The sequence below is a fragment of the Thalassotalea insulae genome (genome assembly GCF_030161395.1).
GTDB classification, from domain to species: Bacteria; Pseudomonadota; Gammaproteobacteria; order Enterobacterales; family Alteromonadaceae; genus Thalassotalea_E; species Thalassotalea_E insulae.
Genome location: NZ_BSST01000001.1, coordinates 193,798 through 212,985 on the forward strand (window position 1 = coordinate 193,798; position 19,188 = coordinate 212,985).

17 protein-coding genes are annotated in these 19,188 nt (G+C 40.4%); 7 read left to right on the forward strand and 10 right to left on the reverse strand.

Annotated features, from left to right (window positions below; all coding sequences use genetic code 11):
* Positions 1–58: 58 nt before the first annotated feature.
* Both QQK06_RS00935 and QQK06_RS00940 read right to left on the reverse strand, forming a co-directional pair.
* The gene (locus QQK06_RS00935) at positions 59–2,332 is read right to left on the reverse strand and encodes a TonB-dependent receptor (RefSeq protein ID WP_284242642.1); all 2,274 of its coding nucleotides are present in this window, start codon (positions 2,330–2,332) and stop codon (positions 59–61) included.
* An 88-nt stretch (positions 2,333–2,420) separates the two neighbouring features.
* Positions 2,421–3,635, reverse strand: coding sequence for a phosphopentomutase (locus QQK06_RS00940; RefSeq protein WP_284242643.1), 1,215 nt, complete (start codon positions 3,633–3,635; stop codon positions 2,421–2,423).
* A gap of 238 nt (positions 3,636–3,873) precedes the next feature.
* On the opposite strand from QQK06_RS00940, the gene udk reads away from it, so the two are divergent.
* Genes udk through upp form a run of 5 tightly spaced genes read left to right on the forward strand, consistent with a single transcriptional unit; the run spans position 3,874 to position 7,867 of the window.
* Positions 3,874–4,512, forward strand: coding sequence for a uridine kinase (udk, locus tag QQK06_RS00945; RefSeq protein ID WP_284246550.1), 639 nt, complete (start codon positions 3,874–3,876; stop codon positions 4,510–4,512).
* A 28-nt stretch (positions 4,513–4,540) separates the two neighbouring features.
* Positions 4,541–5,785: a NupC/NupG family nucleoside CNT transporter gene (locus tag QQK06_RS00950; protein ID WP_284242644.1), complete on the forward strand. Its 1,245-nt coding sequence runs from the start codon at positions 4,541–4,543 to the stop codon at positions 5,783–5,785.
* A 12-nt stretch (positions 5,786–5,797) separates the two neighbouring features.
* Positions 5,798–6,571, forward strand: coding sequence for a deoxyribose-phosphate aldolase (gene deoC, locus QQK06_RS00955; RefSeq protein ID WP_284246551.1), 774 nt, complete (start codon positions 5,798–5,800; stop codon positions 6,569–6,571).
* 17 nt (positions 6,572–6,588) lie between these two features.
* Positions 6,589–7,167, forward strand: a complete 579-nt coding sequence (locus tag QQK06_RS00960; RefSeq protein ID WP_284242645.1) for a thymidine kinase — start codon at positions 6,589–6,591, stop codon at positions 7,165–7,167.
* 43 nt (positions 7,168–7,210) lie between these two features.
* Entirely contained in the window at positions 7,211–7,867 is a 657-nt protein-coding gene (gene upp / locus QQK06_RS00965; protein WP_284242646.1) for a uracil phosphoribosyltransferase, read from the forward strand.
* Positions 7,868–7,916: 49 nt separating this feature from the next.
* Here upp and QQK06_RS00970 read toward each other — a convergent pair whose 3' ends face one another.
* The 6 genes from QQK06_RS00970 to QQK06_RS00995 all read right to left on the reverse strand — a co-directional run bounded on the left by QQK06_RS00970 (position 7,917) and on the right by QQK06_RS00995 (position 14,758).
* On the reverse strand, positions 7,917–9,092 hold the full coding sequence (locus QQK06_RS00970; RefSeq protein ID WP_284242647.1) for an alginate export family protein: 1,176 nt from the start codon (positions 9,090–9,092) through the stop codon (positions 7,917–7,919).
* 23 nt (positions 9,093–9,115) lie between these two features.
* Entirely contained in the window at positions 9,116–9,961 is an 846-nt protein-coding gene (locus QQK06_RS00975) for an ABC transporter ATP-binding protein (RefSeq protein ID WP_284242648.1), read from the reverse strand.
* Positions 9,962–9,975: 14 nt separating this feature from the next.
* A complete protein-coding gene (locus tag QQK06_RS00980; RefSeq protein WP_284242649.1) occupies positions 9,976–10,974 on the reverse strand; it encodes an ABC transporter permease in 999 nt (332 codons plus the stop codon).
* Positions 10,975–11,307: 333 nt separating this feature from the next.
* Complete coding sequence (locus tag QQK06_RS00985; RefSeq protein ID WP_284242650.1) at positions 11,308–12,696, reverse strand: CmpA/NrtA family ABC transporter substrate-binding protein; 1,389 nt, start codon at positions 12,694–12,696, stop codon at positions 11,308–11,310.
* 332 nt (positions 12,697–13,028) lie between these two features.
* Positions 13,029–14,129, reverse strand: coding sequence for a CmpA/NrtA family ABC transporter substrate-binding protein (locus QQK06_RS00990; RefSeq protein WP_284242651.1), 1,101 nt, complete (start codon positions 14,127–14,129; stop codon positions 13,029–13,031).
* Positions 14,126–14,758 carry an ANTAR domain-containing response regulator gene (locus QQK06_RS00995; protein WP_284242652.1) on the reverse strand — a complete coding sequence of 211 codons (633 nt, stop codon included), beginning with the start codon at positions 14,756–14,758 and terminating at the stop codon, positions 14,126–14,128. The genes QQK06_RS00990 and QQK06_RS00995 overlap by 4 nt, the downstream gene beginning before the upstream one ends.
* A gap of 361 nt (positions 14,759–15,119) precedes the next feature.
* On the opposite strand from QQK06_RS00995, the gene QQK06_RS01000 reads away from it, so the two are divergent.
* Both QQK06_RS01000 and QQK06_RS01005 read left to right on the forward strand, forming a co-directional pair.
* The gene (locus QQK06_RS01000; RefSeq protein WP_284242653.1) at positions 15,120–16,589 is read left to right on the forward strand and encodes a NarK family nitrate/nitrite MFS transporter; all 1,470 of its coding nucleotides are present in this window, start codon (positions 15,120–15,122) and stop codon (positions 16,587–16,589) included.
* Positions 16,579–18,372, forward strand: coding sequence for a bifunctional protein-serine/threonine kinase/phosphatase (locus QQK06_RS01005; RefSeq protein WP_284242654.1), 1,794 nt, complete (start codon positions 16,579–16,581; stop codon positions 18,370–18,372). Before QQK06_RS01000 ends, QQK06_RS01005 begins: the two co-directional genes overlap by 11 nt.
* A gap of 68 nt (positions 18,373–18,440) precedes the next feature.
* Here QQK06_RS01005 and QQK06_RS01010 read toward each other — a convergent pair whose 3' ends face one another.
* Both QQK06_RS01010 and QQK06_RS01015 read right to left on the reverse strand, forming a co-directional pair.
* Positions 18,441–18,569 carry a hypothetical protein gene (locus QQK06_RS01010; RefSeq protein WP_284242655.1) on the reverse strand — a complete coding sequence of 43 codons (129 nt, stop codon included), beginning with the start codon at positions 18,567–18,569 and terminating at the stop codon, positions 18,441–18,443.
* A gap of 9 nt (positions 18,570–18,578) precedes the next feature.
* Positions 18,579–19,010 (reverse strand): MAPEG family protein, encoded by a 432-nt coding sequence (locus QQK06_RS01015; protein WP_284242656.1) that lies wholly within the window; start codon positions 19,008–19,010, stop codon positions 18,579–18,581.
* Positions 19,011–19,188 lie beyond the last annotated feature (178 nt).

Genomic DNA, 19,188 nt, shown 5'->3' on the forward strand with positions numbered 1-19,188 from the left:
ATAAAAGGGCTAACCGAGGTTAGCCCTTTTTAATTCCTTTACATTAAGTTAAAGCAGTCTAGAAAAAGCTCACTTTAAACTCAGCGCCAACAAAGCGCTCTTCATTTACAATCGCGGTATTGTTACTAAAATCAACGGCGCCAATAGCTTGCTGCTCATCCGTAATGTTACGAACAAAGAGTGCTACATCATACTCATTATCACCGCTGTACCAGTTATAACCGGTTCTGATACCACCTTCTAACAATGAATCACCAGTGAACTCTTTCGATTCATAAAGGAAAAAGCTGATATCATCACGATACGACCAATCGGTATAGATATAAAACTCACCATCACCGATTTCTTTCATATACCGTGCCGTCACTGCCATAATCCATTCAGGCGCATGCGGTAAGCTATTACCATCAACAATAGCGCGGCCATCAACAACTGAATCTGTCACAGTACATAAGGCACAAACAGGTACTGATAAGCTATTATCATTTAACTCAGTTTTGTTATAACTAACGCTGGCAGTCACAAAAAAGTTATCTGATAACATGAATTCTGAATCGACTTCAAAACCATAACCTTTCGTTTCATTAGCATTTAGTAATCGAGCAGTGTTACTGTCACCACCAACCGATGTTAATTGCTGGTCATCCATGTTGTAATAAAAGACCGAGTAATTTAAGCGACCAAAACCATCTAAGATATCTGATTTAACACCCGCTTCAACTGAAGTAATTGTTTCCGAGTCTGCTACTGAAATACCGTCATCAGGTGCAAACAATGAACGCCCTTGAACACTTGGTGCTCTAAAACTGTTGGCAATGCGCGCGTAAAGATTAATATCGTCAGTGTACTTATAAGTAGCACTTAAATCCCAGCTGACATGACTATCACTAGGGTTCACTGAGCCAGAGACTTCATCTGGGAAACCTAACCAAGCCAATGGACTTTTAGTGCGTTGATTTTTATACTCTTTATCATCATCTGAATAACGTAAACCTAAGGTGGCTGATAATTTATCATTCACGTCATAATCAAATGAACCAAACACCGCCCAAGCGGTAGTATCTTGTTCTTGAATAACATACCCGGTTTGTGCACCGTTGCTAAATAACGGGTCAAAGGCGAAACTTTCAATGGTTAAATCTTCATTAAAGTAGAAGAAACCCACTTGATAATTAAACTGCCCACTTAAATTACTGGTTAAACGTAATTCTTGCGTTGTTTGTGAGTGGTCTGGAATGCCGTCTGCCGTTTCAGAATCTAAGGTGATAACACCTGGTCCTTGCGTTGGCGCATAAACCGCACCATAACCACCATCAACGTCAGCACGTGAATAAAGCTCTGCACTTTCATAACCTGTGACCGAGGTTACAGTATACTCACCTAAATCAAACTCTAACTTTAAGCTCGCACCTTCCATTTCTACTTGTTGGGTCGCACGTTCCGCAGAATCATGAGTCACTTTATCACGACTAAAGCCTTTGACGAGATCGTTGCTACCCGATTTAAACGCGTTAGCATAGAATGTCACCGGCTTACCGTCTAAATCACGCATATGGTAATTAAATAAGGCATTAACATTATCACCTTCATATAAAAACTGAATACGTGCCGCTTGATCGGTATAACCACCTAAGACATCTTTTTTCTCAAAACCTGGTGCTTCATTATCAATATAATCATCTCTGTCTTGACGTAAAACAGAAATACGGGCAGATAATTTATCTGTTAATCCAGCGCCAACGGCAGCACGTAAATCAGAAGTGCTTTTGCTACCATAAGATAACGAAACAAAGCCATCAAATTCTTGTGAAGGTTTAACTGAATCAAACTTGATCAATCCTGCTGGCGTATTGCGGCCAAACAAGGTTCCTTGCGGTCCTCTTAACGCTTCAACGCGGGCGACATCAAATACCGGGAAACCTTTTAAAATAGGGTTTTCTTGCACTACTTCATCAACAACTAATGACACTGGCTGAGAGGCATTTAAATCAAAATCTGAATTACCTAAGCCACGCATGTAAAATCTTGGAAAAGTACGGCCAAATGACGACTCAACCGACAAGCTTGGAATACGGGCATTCATAAAGCGAATGTCCATCGCTGCAGAGCTATAAGCATTAAGGTTATCCCCCTGCAAAGCAGAAACGGCAACGGGTACTTCTTGAACATTTTCCACTCGCTTACGAGCTGTTACTTCAATGACTTCTAAACCTTGTTGTTCTTTTTCTGCATTACTTTCTTCAGCAAGCGATGTCGTAGAATAGCCAAAGGCAGTTGCCATTATTGCCACCTGCACGCTAGTTGCAAGTGTAGTTCGTCCGAACACTTTCATTTAGTTCTCTCCCAAGGACTGATAGATATTTTTTAACCAATTATTATAGTTAACCGCGTATATTATAACGCAAAATCGCGGTTTTTCTTTACTTAAAGGTCAACTTTTGCAAAAAACTGCTGCCATAATCCAATTGGTGTAAATCGAACATTTCAGCAATTGTTTGTCCCAAGTCGGCAAAAGTGCTTCTTTCCCCTAAATCAACGGAAGCAATATTGTGATGATAAGCGAGCATAGGCACATATTCACGCGTATGGTCGCTACCATGCCAGGTAGGATCACAGCCATGGTCCGCAGTTAAAAACAACAAGTCATCATCTTGCATCGCGGCAAATATTTCCGGTAATCGTTGATCAAACGCCTCAAGCGCCTCAGCATAACCTATGGCATCACGACGGTGACCATAATCCTGATCAAAATTGACCAAGTTCGTAAAAATTAAGCTTTTCTCCGGTGCTGTTTTCAGGTGCTCAATAGTGGCATCAACCAAAGCATCAATACCGGTTGCCTTAGTTTTTTCACTTATGCCCTGATGAGCAAAAATATCAGCGATTTTCCCAACACTGATCACATGACCGCCAGCCAGGGTTAATTTATCAAGCACAGTAGGCGATGGCGGTAAGACCGAATAATCACGTCGATTACCGGTACGAACAAAATCTTCTTTAGTTTCTCCAACAAATGGCCGAGCGATAACACGGCCTATATTATAATCATCTAATAACGAACGTACCGTTTCACAATACTGATAAAGTTTATCTAAACCAAAATATTCTTCATGTGCCGCCACCTGAAACACACTATCGGCAGAGGTATAGCAAATAGGGATTCCGGTTTTGACATGCTCTTCACCTAAACGAGCAATAATTTCAGTACCGGATGCATGACAATTGCCCAGCACGGCATTAATTCCCGTCGCCTGGTAAATTTCACTTAATAACTTTTCTGGAAAACATGGCGTAGTGGTAGGAAAATAGCCCCAATCAAATAACACTGGCACCCCAGCCATTTCCCAGTGGCCACTTGGTGTATCTTTACCACTACTTATCTCTGCCGCATAACCATAGGCACCTTTCGCCAATTGATAATTGGCTATAGGGAATTGCTCCTTACCCGCTGCTAAACAGGCATCTACCAGTCCCATAGACGCCAAATGTGGCAAAGCAATTTGTTGCTTTGTTTCCTGATAATAATACTGAGCAAGATGAGCAAACGTGTTCGCCGGTACATCACCAAATTTATCGGCATCAGGTGCATGCCCAATACCAAAACTGTCCATAACCAAAATAATTGCTCTTGCCATTTCTCTACCTATATCACTTAAATAAATTATTTCATGACCAATTAGTCAAGTTATGTTAATTTACCACTTTCTGTTAAATAGTTATAGCGTACTTAAACAGAACATCGAATTTCACCGGTAATAATTTACGCCTCAAGCTAATCATTGCTGGCGACTTTCCCATTAATTCGTTCATAATAAGTACTATTACTGATTTTTTTGATATTTACCAAGACCTAAGGCTAAGGCATTGCATACAATTAAACCAACCATTATCGCTATCACCGGCGCTTCAGCTTCAGGGAAAACACTTTTTGCCCAAACAATATTTGACGAATTGCTCGCCGAACTTGGCGCCCAAGGCATCACCATTATAAAAGAAGATGCCTATTATCGTGCGCAAGATCATTTACCATTACATGAGCGGGAAAAAACCAATTACGATCACCCAAATGCATTTGAGCATGAGTTATTATCTGAACACTTGACGAAATTACTTAATAACCAATCGGTAGAAATGCCAGTATATTGTTATCAAACACATACTCGTACTAAGCAAACCAGTTTAATACAGCCAACCCCGATTATTCTGGTAGAAGGTATTTTACTCTTTACCAATCCGATCTTGAGAAACTGTTTTGATATTAAAGTCTATATGGATACACCGCTCGATATCTGCTTAGTTCGCCGTATTCAACGTGATACTGCAGAACGAGGCCGTAGTTTAGAGTCTATCACTGCACAATATTTAGAAACGGTCAGACCTATGTACTATCAATTTATTGAGCCAGAGAAAGCCTGGGCTGATATAGTGATCACCAAAGGCGGGAAAAACCGCATGGCAATTGAAGTACTTAAAGCAAAAATAAGACAACTTATTCAACAACATATATCATAAAATTATAATAAAAATGTATGGGGATACTATGAATTTAAGCGCACTCCATGGAGTATTTGGCATTGCCGCTATTTTATTGGCCGCCTATCTACTTTCCAATCATAAAAAAGCGATCAATCTGCGAACCGTCGGATTTGCTTTTGGCTTGCAACTATTACTCGGTGCATTTGTGCTATATGTGCCATTTGGTAAAGATGTTCTGGCATCAATCACTAATGGCGTACAAGGAGTGATTGATAGTGCAAAAGCCGGCATTAACTTTATTTTTGGTGGCTTAGGCACAGATGCTATGTTTGAAAATGGCGTCGGCTTTGTTTTCGCCGTTCGAGTATTGCCGGTTATTATCTTTTTCTCATCGTTAATTGCTGTGCTCTATCACCTCAATATCATGCAATGGATCATTCGCATTATCGGCGGCGGATTACAAAAACTATTAAAAACCAGTAAACCAGAATCATTATCAGCAACCGCAAATATCTTTGTCGGTCAAACGGAAGCGCCGCTCGTAGTGCGTCCTTATATCGCTAAAATGACGCAGTCGGAATTATTTGCCATCATGGTTGGCGGCTTAGCATCCGTTGCTGGTTCTATCTTAGCGGGATATGCCGGTTTAGGGGTCGAGCTGAAATACTTAATAGCCGCCTCTTTTATGGCAGCACCTGGTGGCCTATTAATGGCGAAAATCATTATTCCTGAAACTGAACAGGATAAAATCCAAACTGACGATGTTGCCTTAAGTGACGCTGATGATAAACCCGTAAATGTCATTGATGCCGCTGCATCTGGCGCAGCTTCTGGAGTAAAATTAGCCGTAAATGTCGGTGCCATGCTATTAGCCTTTATTGCATTGATCGCATTATTAAATATGCTGGTCGGAAATGCCGCTAGTTTACTGGGATTTGAAGGAGTAACGATTGAATGGTTATTAGGTTATCTATTTGCTCCATTTGCCTTTTTAATTGGCGTACCTTGGGATGAAATGCTGCATGCGGGTAGTTTTATCGGTCAAAAAATCGTTGTTAATGAATTTTTTGCCTATGTGAATTTTGTTGAAATAAAAGATACGTTGACCCCAGGTACACAAGCGATAATCACCTTTGCCCTCTGTGGTTTTGCCAACCTGTCATCTATTGCTATTTTATTAGGTGGTATCGGTTCTATGGCACCTAATCGTCGCCATGATATTGCCAGATTAGGCATGAAAGCCATGATAGCTGCCACGTTAGCTAACCTAATGAGCGCCGCTATTGCCGGTGTTTTTCTCAGTTTATAAGGAGCACAAATGATGAGTGAAATAAAAGATATTGCCAAATTAGCCTTATCGTTAATGGACTTAACCAGCTTAACCGGCGAAGAAACTGATCAAGACATTATCAACTTATGCCAGCAGGCAAAATCAACGGCTGGCGACACAGCTGCCATTTGTATCTACCCTAAATACATTACTGTTGCGAAAAAACAATTAGCGGCTCAAGGTAGTCAAGGTATCAAAATAGCAACCGTTACCAACTTCCCTCATGGTGGTACTGACATTAATCAAGCCGTAAAAGAAACCGCAGAAGCGGTCGCTTTAGGCGCTGATGAAGTGGATGTGGTGTTTCCCTATAAGGCAATGATGTCAGGGGATGAGCAAATTGGCGCAGATTTAATATCTGCATGTAAACGTGCTTGTGGCAACCAAGTATTATTAAAAGTGATCATTGAATCCGGCGAATTACAATCAAACGATCTCATTCGTAAAGCCAGCGAAATATCCATTGCTGCTGGTGCCGACTTTATCAAAACCTCCACAGGTAAAGTGCCGGTTAACGCCACGATTGAGGCGGCAAAAGTAATGTTAGAGGTAATAAAAAATAGCAACCCTAACGTCGGTTTTAAAGCCGCTGGTGGGGTACGTAATGTTGATGATGCCGCACAATATTTAGCATTAACTATGGATACCTTAGGGGCGTCCTGGCTTAATCCAACCCATTTTCGTTTCGGTGCCAGCGGACTATTAACTAACCTACTAGCCACCATAAACGATAGCAAACCAAACACTGATACCACAGCATATTAAGTAATTAGTTAAACGAAATGGCACAATTATACTTTTATTACTCGACCATGAATGCGGGTAAGTCAACACATCTGCTACAGTCCTCATACAACTATCGCGAGCGCGGTTTGCATACCGTGCTTTTCACCGCATCAATCGACGACAGATTTGCTAAAGGTAAGGTTGCTTCCCGCCTTGGCATCAACGCCGAGGCAGAACTCTTCGACCAAGATAGCAATATCTTTGATCAAATCAGCACGATTAATCACCTGAAAAAAGTTGATTGTGTGTTGATCGATGAGGCACAGTTTTTATCAACTGAGCAAGTAAAGCAATTAACCGATATTGTCGATCTATTGAAAATTCCGGTACTGGCCTACGGCATCCGCACCGATTTTCTCGGACAAACGTTTAGCGGCAGCGCCGCACTACTTGCCTGGGCAGATAAATTAGTCGAGTTAAAAACCATCTGTCACTGCGGCAAAAAAGCCAACTTTGTCGTCAGACGCGATCAAAATGGCGACGTTGTCACCGGCGGTGAGCAAATAGAAGTGGGCGGTAATGAACGCTACGAGTCGTTATGTCGTTCGCATTTTAAAGCACTTGTTTGGCAGTAAAAATACGCTAAAGTAACAATAATGAAAATTAAAGGTAGATAAGATGTCAGTTTATGCCAGCACTCACCCCTTAGTTCAGCATAAAGTGAGCTTATTGCGTGATGCGCAAATTTCAGTGAAATCATTTCGTGAACTTACTAAAGAACTTGCAACCTTATTAGCGATAGAAGCCACTGCTTCTCTCAAGGTTGAAGCAAAACCACTGACCTGTTGGTCGGGCACTATTAGCACCCCTATGCTTGCAGAAAAACAGCCAACATTGGTACCTATTCTGCGGGCAGGTTTGGGGATGTTAGATGGCACATTGGCAGTTTTGCCTTGTGCTAAAGTCAGTGTGGTCGGCTTAAAACGTAATGACGACTCAGTTAAACTTGATGCGAATGGCAAAGTAGATATTGCTATTGAAAGTTACTATCAAAACATCATCAGTGATGTCAGCGAACGCAAAGCGATTATTATTGATCCTATGTTAGCAACCGGTGGCTCAGCCATTGCCTGTATTAATATGCTAAAAGCATCAGGGTGTACCGATATCTGCGCGCTGTTTTTAGTCGCTGCTCCAGAGGGTATCGAGGCACTTACCGAGTCGCATCCAGATGTTGATATTTTTGTTGCCGCCATCGATGAAAAGCTTAATGACCAAGGCTATATTTTACCTGGCTTGGGTGATGCCGGCGATAAAATTTTCGGTACGTTATAAGGCAAAACGGCGGTATCACTACCGCCATCAAGCTACCTTTTACAAGCTGTTAAAACTTAGCGTTTAACCACAACCACAATTTATCGGTATCAACTTTTGCAAATACGCTATCGCCAGCAGAATAGCTCGCGTACTTAATTCCGACGGTATATTGCTTAGTAATTGCTTTACTGTATTGTGCATTGATTTCTGTGCCTAAATCATCATCACCTGATAATCGCTGTTTTGCAGAAAAGTCATGCCATACTAATTTCCAGCCGCCTCCATATGCTTTACCATTTATTGAAGCATAAACATCTTGCAAGCCTTGCTTCGGCGTAGCTAGAAATTGATCCGACCAACCATTAAACTTGTGCAACGTTGCTAAAGGAGTAGTAAAGCCATAATCACCACCATCACTACCTAAAGATTCCCCCCCCAATTTAACGGTTAATTTATCAAAGGCATATCCTAACTCAGCTTTAAAGTAGTTGGCGTCGAAATCATTGGCTGCTGTCTCGGCGCTTTGCTTAGCAAATTCAAAAACATAAGGGAACTTACCTTTTTTACCCGCTAACCGAACACCATAAGTATCCAGGCCATTATCAATGCCCTCATCAACTGCTAATAAATAACTATAAGCGGTAATTTTTCCTACTTCGCTGTTATAAGAAACATTGATTAAATGATCTTTGGCAGCTAAATCTTTTTGATCGGAGAAAATTCGATTTCGTTTATCTATAAACGCATAATTTAACTGTAAACTTTTCGACAGTTGATAATTTATACTAAAGGCATCAAACGTTTGCTTATCGTGTCGCCAGCCAACATGACCAACAAAGCGATGATTATCAAAGATCAGTACCTGACGCCCTACTTTCACGTTAATGCCTTGGTCCTGGTATTGAATAAAGCCTTGATCAAGCTCGGTGGTTTCAGGGTCAGCAATGACCGAATAATCGGTGTTTTTACCTAAAGTATTATTATAATCATCAACCCCAGCAACAACGCGGGAATCTTCAAATTCTACTACTGCGTTAAAGTGATTAACGCTCGCACTGGTAAACTGTAGCTTAGTTCTTAAGGTCAATGCATCCGCATCCTTTTTTGTATTATCTTGCGAAACCGCTTCATAACGCAGATCAAAATTTACATTAGCTTTTGCTTTATCATCTGTCGCATAAGCCGACGAAATAAAATGAGTTAATATTAGCGAAGTGATGACATTGAATTTATTTAATTTCACGAGAGTATTTTCCTATGTTTATGTTATGCGATATTTGACGTTTCGTTACTGTTTTTACTTTGGGAGATTTTCCCAATTAATGGCGCGACTTTTCTTTGTTTTTCATATAGAAAGCTTAAAACCCGAGCTCTTAAATCGTTGTATTGTTGGTCATTAGCAAGCTGAACTCGGTTTCTTGGCCGAGCTAGATCAACCGTAAGGATCTCCCCTATTGTTGCTTCCGGGCCATTAGTCATCATGACAATTCGATCAGAAAGTAATACCGCTTCATCAACATCATGTGTGATCATGATCACTGTGTTATTCAACTGCTGTTGAATCTCCATCAATGAATCTTGCATATGAGCACGCGTTAGTGCATCTAAAGCGCCAAAAGGCTCATCCATTAATAGAATTTCTGGCTGCATCGCGAGTGCCCGAGCAATACCAATTCGCTGTTTCATGCCACCTGAAATTTCATCAGGTCGTTTATGCATTGCATGCTCCATATGAACCAAGTGCAAGTTGTGCTCAATCCACTGCTTCATCTCTAGAGCAGACATTTTTTGTTGAAAGACTTGTTTTACTGCCAACTCAATATTTTGATACGCAGTTAACCAAGGGAGTAATGAATGATTTTGAAAAACTACAGCTCGCTCGGGGCCTGGCTCTATGACTTCTTTATTATTTAATAGCACGCCACCTTTGGTTGCTTGATACAAACCAGCGACAACATTTAATACTGTTGATTTACCACAACCTGAGTGACCGATAAGTGAAATAAATTCGCCACGATTGATTTTAAGATCAACATTTTTTAATGCGGTAAAGTCTCCCTTGGGTGTGGGAAAAACCATATCAATCTGACTAATATTTAAAATTGCGCTCATTTAGTTCTCCTTAATTAACTAATTTCACGAGCGTTATCCCACGACCAGAATCGTTGTAGGCCTAACATGATGCGATCGAGCAGAAAACCAATAAAACCTATGACAAAAACTGCGGTCATAATGCGGCTAAGTGATTGCGAGCTACCATTTTGAAATTCATCCCAAACGAATTTGCCAAGGCCAGGGTTTTGCGCCAACATTTCTGCTGCAATCAGTACCATCCATGCAACACCTAGCGATAAGCGCATACCGGTAAAAATGGCGGGAACAGAAGAAGGCAAAACTATTTTTTGTATATGAGAAAGCTTACTTAAGCGCAAGACTCGACTAACGTTCAACCAATCTTGCTCAATAGCAGATACACCAGCGGAAGTGTTAATCACCATAGGCCAAATACTACATAAAGTTACTGTGATCATTGAGTTAACAAATGATTTCGCTAATAAAGGGTCATCAGAGACATAAAGCGCACTGACCACCATAGTTACTAATGGTAACCAGGCTAAAGGCGAAACGGGTTTAAATAACTGAATAAGCGGGTTAATAACATCATTAAGTGAACGGCTTAAACCAATTGCTATACCTAATGGTATTGCAATGATCGCCGCGAGTATAAAACCACTTAATACGGTTACTAAGCTGGTGATGATTTGATCTAAAAATGTTTCTTTACCTGTATATTGGCGAACCTTAACTTGATAATTCTCATCTTTAGCCAAACGTGCAGCATTACGTTTTTCCTGGCGAAGGTAGAACGCCTGTTCTTTTACTTTTTCTTGTTGGTATTCATGATACAAACTTGAAAATTGTTCTGTCACGGCAACTGGGCCAGGAAACTTCCCAAGAGATGTTGTAATACTATTGGCAACTATTGCCCATATAAGGATAAACATCGACAAGCCCAAAGCAGGCAGTAATAAACGCTTCAATTTACTAGCAAGTGATGCTTGCACCGCCAATAGCAAGCGATAGTATTTGCCGTCGTTACCAAATGATTTAATAGATACTGTCATAATCCTTCCTATTGCTAAAAGCAGCGTCAATACCTGTTGCTAAAACTGTATTGACGCCAATTAATGCCAATTGAAATAAATATTTAACCTATTCAGAGCTGTGTCAGGATCGTGGGAACAAAGCAAATTAATGCAGGTGTAGTTATTCTCCATCAAAGCAATTTGTAAAGTTATCACTTTCCTGACAAGCTCCCGAAGGGCGAGTTAAAAAGGCTGATATGCTGCGTTATTGATTTTGATAAGGGAATACCATTAGCTGCAATCAATGCCTTGCCTCTAAGCCTTTTAATTCTCGCTGAATGAGCAAATATTTAATTCACTTGGTATAAAGCGTTAAATTTTGTCTCCGGCTTTTAAACCAATCGCAAATTTATTGATATAGTCATTAGGATGACGACCGTCATAGACAATGTTGTCAATAAAGTGTGTTTGTGGCTGTCTAAAACCGTCTTGCTGAGTAAAATCTGGAAACTCTTCAGCAGCGATCAACTTATCTGCAATCAGAGAGTTAGCGGCTTTAATGTAGATATCAGGACGATAAACTTTCTTAGCGACATCAAAATACCAGGCGTCTGGCTTATCCGAACTAATTTGTCCCCAACGGCGCATTTGGGTTAAATACCAAATCGCATCAGAGTAATAAGGAAAAGTCGCGTTATATCTGAAAAATACGTTAAAATCCGGCACCGCTCTTTTATCACCTTTTTCATATTCAAAGGTTCCTGTCATACTATTGGCAATTACCTTGGCGTCAGCACCAACATAGTTTGATTGAGCAAGAATTTTCACCGCTTCAGGACGGTTTGCGTTGTTATTTTCATCCAACCATTTAGCCGCACGGATCAATGCGCGAGTTAGACGAATAGCTGTGTTTGGATATTTATCAGCGAACGCTTTAGTAATACCGAATACTTTTTCAGGATTGTCTTTCCAAATTTCATAATCCGTGACGACAGGCACACCAATATTTTTAAATACGGCTTGTTGATTCCATGGTTCACCAACACAATAACCATAAATAGTACCCGCTTCCATTGTTGCTGGCATTTGCGGTGGCGGAGTTACGGAAAGCAAAACATCGGCATCAAGTTGACCAGAGGTATCACCTTTTTCTGGGGCATAAAACCCAGGATTGATCCCACCGGCAGCTAACCAATAACGTAACTCATAATTGTGTGTCGATACAGGGAAAACCATCCCCATGTTAAATGGTTTACCCTGTTGCTTATATTTTTCAACCACAGGTTTTAGCGCATCTGCTTTAATAGGATGAACTGGACGACCATCAGGCATTTTAGGGATATTGACTTTCATTTGCTGCCAAATATCGTTTGATACGGTAATACCGTTACCATTTAAATCCATTGAGAACGGAGTAATGATCTCTCCTTTAGTGCCATAACCAATAGTTGCAGCTATCGGTTGCCCAGCAAGCATATGGGCACCATCTAATCGGCCGTCGATGACACCATCGAGTAATACTTTCCAGTTTGCCTGTGCTTCAATCGTGACATATAGCCCTTCGTCTTCGAAATATCCTTTTTCATAGGCAATGGCAATCGGTGCCATATCCGTTAGTTTGATAAAGCCAAATCGCAATTCTTCCTTTTCAGGGTAACCAAGTTCATCGGCCGTTGCTGAGTGAGCAAAAAAAGCACAACAGCCGGCAATCAAAGTGTGACATATGTGCCTATTTATTCTTTTTAACGGTGAGTTAAACATACATTTTCTCCAAATAAAAAAGCCCATAACATCACTGAAAAAGTTTCAGCTGTTATGGGCCACTATGCCAAACTAATAAATGACTACGCCGTTGTAGTACCATTAGTTTTACGTCAAATTTTTTAGTCGCTAAATCGTTATCCTTGCAACAATGCAAACAACACGTTTAACAATGAATTATATAACATCAATCATGCCAAGTTATCATTATCATTAAATATCAACAACTTATGTGGTTGCACCATAAAATAACAGCAGAAACTCAATGGTAAATGACACATCACAGTGCAAGTTTTCCCTGTTCTAGTGCAGTAAAACAATTCAACTAATGACTAGGTACATCTAGCGAGTCGTTGCTCAAATAACATTGCCATGGCTGACTGATAAATATCAGCACGATAGATCTTTGCAATATTACAGCGTTTAGCCTGTATGGAAGATATATGATTCATTTCAACCATATAGTTAAGTATGCGCGCACCATAACCAATATCAGGACTATTACCGAGTTCTTGATGCAAATGATAAAACTGATGATATTTAGCGAGTTCCCTTGGCATCATATCGCGATGAATAATGCCACTGCCAATTAATGATGGAGCAATGTTTTCTAATGCAGTATTTAAATAACAGCTTTTGGAAAGCATTAATGCCGCTTCAAATCTATTCGCTGTTCCTTCGAGCCATTGACAGGCTTCGATTAGCGCTAATATCAACTTAAAGACTTCCGCTTTATGTGCTTCATAATACGTTGACAATAAACCCAATACTTTTTCCGGAACATTTGACCATATATCAGGCGCTGCAACGACGGTATAACCACTGCCTTCTCTTGCGGCTATCGTATTCCACGGTTCACCAGAGCAAAAGCCATCAATGTCTCCAGCAGCTAGTGCAGCTGTAATATTACAAGGTGAAATTATCACTATTTCTATATCTTTAGGGTTCACCTGACCAGCAATCAACCAGGACTTTAATTGATAGTAATGGCAACTATGCTGATAGACGACAGCAAATGTTAATTTACGTCCTTGTCGTTTATAACTTTTGATCAATGATTTTAATACTGATGCGCACATAGGCAATAAAGGTGGATAACCAAGTTTTTTGGTTATTTCTCGATATAAAGATGAAGAAATAGTAACTGCATTACCATTTTTGCTCAGGATAAAAGGCGTGATCACCGGTTGTGCCTGATTAGATAGCGCTAGCTGACTTTCAAATGGCATAGGTGCTAACATTTGTGCGCAATCAATCTGCCCTTTATGCAAGTTTTCTCTTAATGACGCCCACGAGCTTTGCATCTTTAACGAGACCGATAGACCATGTTTCGCAAAATAGCCATTTTCCTGAGCAACGATGAGGGGCGCTGTGTCAGTGAGTGGCATAATTCCTATTTTTATTTCTGGTAGTACGTTGGTTACCTCATTCATATTGCAACAACACCTCTATCAATATTGGCAAGTGCCAGGATATTTTTAGCGACATCTTCAACCTTCTGGCTATTATCCATCGCTATTTTTCGTAGGCAGTGATATGCCTCATTTTCTGAATAATTTTTATTTTCCATTAACCAAAGCTTGGCCTGTTCGACTGTTTTTTGATGGTTCAATTTCTCTTTTGTTGTTTGCAACTCTCTTTTTAATTTTTGATACTCAGTAAACCTAGCAGCTGCTACATTTAAAATAGAAAACAGACGGTTAGGATTAAACTCCCCAGCAATAAACGCACTAACCCCCGCTTTGACTAAGGCATTAATAATGGAATCATTCTGATCATCAGCAAACATCACGACAGGCTTTGGCATGTTAAGCGCTAATATCGATAACTCACTTAAGATCATGCTCGTTGGTGATGCAACATCGACAATAATGATATCAGGGGAAAGCTGTTGCACCATGGTAAGATTAAACTCATCAGCTTGAGTCACTTCTGCTAATTGATAACAACTACCAGTAAATGCTTTTATGTAACGAGTCGACTTATCTTGTCCATTTTGCACTAACAGTACATTAAGTATGATATTTTGTACTTTCATCGTCGACGATTTAATCTTCCTCACAATAAGCCATACCTTTATATAAAAACCATAGATAACAATAATCAACCAATATCCATGCCAAACAACTTTTTACATATAAAACATAAAGTTAGTTAAGTTACGTTTCCTATAACAAGGACTTAATTGAGCCAGAATCGCACAAATGCGCCAATATAGAGCAAATTATCGAAACAAACTCAACTTCCAACTTGCACTTTAAATGTGCATTCGTGCCCCTTAGGTGCGTCTCCCTTCTTGTTAGATAAAACGGCTCACTCCTATCTCATTGTTAATTAAATGAAATTTATTTTTTATCTTACTGGCACTTCCTTTGCAATTCTTCCATTAGTCAATTTGTTTAATTCATTTTTGGGAGAAAATTATGAGTGAACCAGCTGGATTTAAGCTTTGGTCATTTAGCGGAAAGATAAAAATCCTACACTTAAGTTGGATGGCGTTTTTTATTACCTTTGTTGTCTGGTTTAATCACGCCCCTTTACTTGCAGTGATTGGTAATAGCTTAGGGTTAACGAGCAGTGAAATAAAAACCCTACTGATCCTTAATGTTGCGCTCACCATACCAGCCCGGGTGTTGATAGGTATGCTAACGGATAAATATGGTCCAAGGCTAACATTTGCCTTAGTGCTATTTTTCTGTAGTCTGCCTTGCTTTATGTTTGCCTTAGCAGACAATTTTGAACAGGCAGCCTTGGCTCGCTTTCTACTAGGCTTTATCGGTGCAGGCTTTGTCATCGGTATTCGTATGGTCAGTGAATGGTTTCCTGCTAATGAACTCGGTACCGCAGAAGGAATTTATGGTGGCTGGGGCAACTTTGGCTCTGCAGCCGGTGCGATGTCATTACCTGCAATAGCGTTAATATTCGGTGGTGAAGACGGCTGGCGCTATGCCATCGGCCTGACAGGAATTCTTAGCTTAATATTTAGTTTTGTCTGGTATTTTAACGTCTCTGATACCCCAAAAGGCTCCACTTATTTCAAACCTAAGCAAACCGGTGCAATGGAGGTGACTAGCGTCAGTGATTTTTGGTTACTATTGGTGATGAAACTGCCAATGTATGGTGCATTAGCATTATTAACCTGGAAGTTATCACCGAGCGGCGTAAACTTATTGTCTGAATCTATGGCGATGCTTGCCTATCTATCATTAGTTATCTTATTTTTGATTGAATTTAAACAAACCTACAAGGTCAATCGTGATATTTTCCACAAGCCGGTAGATAAAATTCACCAATATAAATTTAAACAGGTTGCCGTACTTAATATCTTGTATTTTGCCACCTTTGGCTCTGAATTAGCCGTTGTCTCTATGTTACCGCTATTTTTTGCTGATGTGTTTAGTCTAGATATGGTTTATGCTGGTTTACTTGCTTCGCTTTACGCCTTTATGAATCTAATGTCACGCCCAGGCGGTGGCTGGTTAAGTGATAAGTTCGGTCGTAAAAAAACCTTACTGATCTTAACCGCAGGCTTAGCTATCGGTTATTTTGCCATGTCGACCATTAACAGCAACTGGCCACTGGTATTAGCGGTAATAACAGTAATGGCGTGTTCATTCTTCGTGCAGGCCGGAGAAGGCGCAGTGTTTGCGGCAGTACCTTTGATCAAACGTCGGTTAACTGGTCAAATCGCCGGTATGACAGGTGCGTATGGCAATGTTGGAGCCGTAGTTTACCTGACAGTATTATCTATGGTTGAATATCAGACATTCTTTTTGGTTATCGCCTTAACCGCAGTGGTTGGCTTTATAACCTTATTATTAATGGAAGAACCACAAGGCACGATAACAGAAGTACGTGAAGATGGTTCAATTGAGCTAATTAATGTCAGCTAAACAAAGCAACCAGTCAGCACACTTAACTGATAAGCAAAGCACAGCAGCAAAATTACAGCTGTGCTTTGGTGGTTATTCATGCCAAGGGAAAAAGGCAGAAAATCAAGATGCTTTTGCCGTTAACTATCCACAAGGTAGCGCCTTAAACACCAAAGGCGCGATTGCCGCAATTGCTGATGGCGTTAGCAGTGCCAGCAATGCCGCACAGGCAGCACAACTGGCAGTCACGCAATTTAGTCAGGAGTTTTATAGTACCCCTGATACCTGGTCCACGGAAAAATCAGCGACCAAAGTACTCAACAGCTTAAATCAATGGCTTTATGCCCAGGCCAGTGGTATTGCTAGTCACTACCAAACAAGTAACCAACAGTGGCTAACCACCTTCTCTGCCATAGTGTTAAAATCTACCACAGGTTATATTTTCCATGTTGGTGATTCCCGTATTAGTCGACTTCGTCAGCAAGAATATGAAATACTGACCCAAGATCATAACCGTAAACAAGCTAATCAACATTTAGTACTAACCCGCGCGCTTGGCGCAGATGTTCGCTTACAAGTTGACTTTCACCAAATCGATTTACAGGCCAAAGATTTACTGTTACTGACCTGTGATGGTGTCCATGATTTTGTCAGCGCGAAAGAATTAAAACGCCTATCCAGTCAGCTCACCGCAAAGCCAAGCACAGCAGATTTAGAACAGCTCAGCCAGCAAATTACTGCACAAGCTATAGCGAATGGTAGCCACGATAATGTCAGCTGCTTATTGGTCTATGTCGAAAACACCCCGCAGCGGGCAATGGTTGAAGTAGAGCGTGATATCCTCGCCAAAACCATACCTCCGGCACTAAAAGTAGGAATGAAACTGGACGGCTATAAAGTTTGCCAGGTGATCCACGCCAGTATTCGTTCCCATTTATACCTGGTTGAAAATCCTGAAGATTTCACTAAGTTGGTATTAAAAGTACCGTCGTTGAACTTTGAGGATGATCCCCATTATCTGCAAGGCTTTATTCGTGAAGCTTGGGTCGGCGAACGTATTAATCACCCCAACATCATGAAAGTAACCGGCGACAGTAACAACAGCCGTTTTCTCTACCACCTTTGTGAATATATCGAGGGGCAGACATTAACCGACTGGATGCATGACAATCCAACACCAACCATAGCGCAGGTCAGAAGCATTATCGAGCAACTAATTGCAGCGTTAAGAACCTTTCAACGCTTAGAAATTGTGCACCGTGACCTTAAACCAGACAACGTGATGATAGACAAATTCGGTTGCATTAAACTGATAGATTACGGTACGGCAAAAATTGCCTCATTAGCTGAAAATACCAATACTTTACAAGAAACCGTACCACAAGGTTCACTGAATTATATCGCTCCGGAAACTTTACTTACTATGCAGTCAGACCACGTCAGTGATCTATTTTCACTTGGTGTGATCTGCTATCAAATGTTGTGTGGAGAGCTTCCCTTTAAACCGATGCAACGAGCGCAAGTAACACAAACTAGCTATAGTGACTGGCAGTATCGCAGTATTAAGCAATTTCGACCTAAGCTACCTTACTGGCTTGATCTCACATTACAGCAATGTACTGCCCCTGATCCTGCCCAACGTTATCAGGCATTTTCAGAATTTAATCAGGAACTTAACAAGCCAAATCTTAGTGCGATAGAACACTATAATAAACAACCTATATTGCAACGAAATCCGGTAATTTTCTGGCAAGGAGTTTCAGCAATACTGTTATTATTACTGTTAATATCTCTAGCTTATTAACCCATTCTGAGTAATTAACTTCTAGCTAAAAACGACGAAATACAGAGCAAAATACTATGAACAAATAGTTATTTTTCTTTCTTTTGTATATTCGAACCAAAGACTATCCCTAACGCAACACCGACCGCGATACCAACAGCTAGATAGTTAGTTGCATTTTCTTTAGGATATTTTTCATTCCCTTTATTTTCAGACATATTTATTCCCTAAATAAGTGTAAATACCGCCAGTGATTCTTTAATGATCATTGCCGCTAATACCAGCCAGGATAAAACAAATAAGCTAAAGCGTGCCAAGACAAAATCAACGGTCACTTGTACGATGGAATGGGCAATGCGTAAACCTGCATATAACCAGGCGCAAATAACAAAGAAACTATCAACATGCCCAAGCAAAGCAATCGCTAAACAAACGACATAGAATAACGTCGGCTGTTCAAACAAGTGATTATAGTTATTAGCAACTCGATTCACTTCATCCGGCAATAATGCTTTTAAGTGTGAGGTATCTTGTGCTTTTTGCGGATGAATACGTAACTTTTTCATCGTAGAAACCCGGGTAATATACATACGAAAAGTGATCACTACCGTTAATAAGGCAACGACAAATACTGGTTGTAATATAGCTATGGCTTCCATAATTTCTCTTGTTATTATTTGCTAAAACTTTTCATCACCACAGCCACCTTAGCACATTTATTCTCAAGGTATAAAACAAGTTGCTGCAACGCATTTCATCTATCGGTGAATAACTGTCATTATTTAACGACGATAATTCCATCAACTCCCCTGCTTCGCACCAAATGAAGGCACCAAG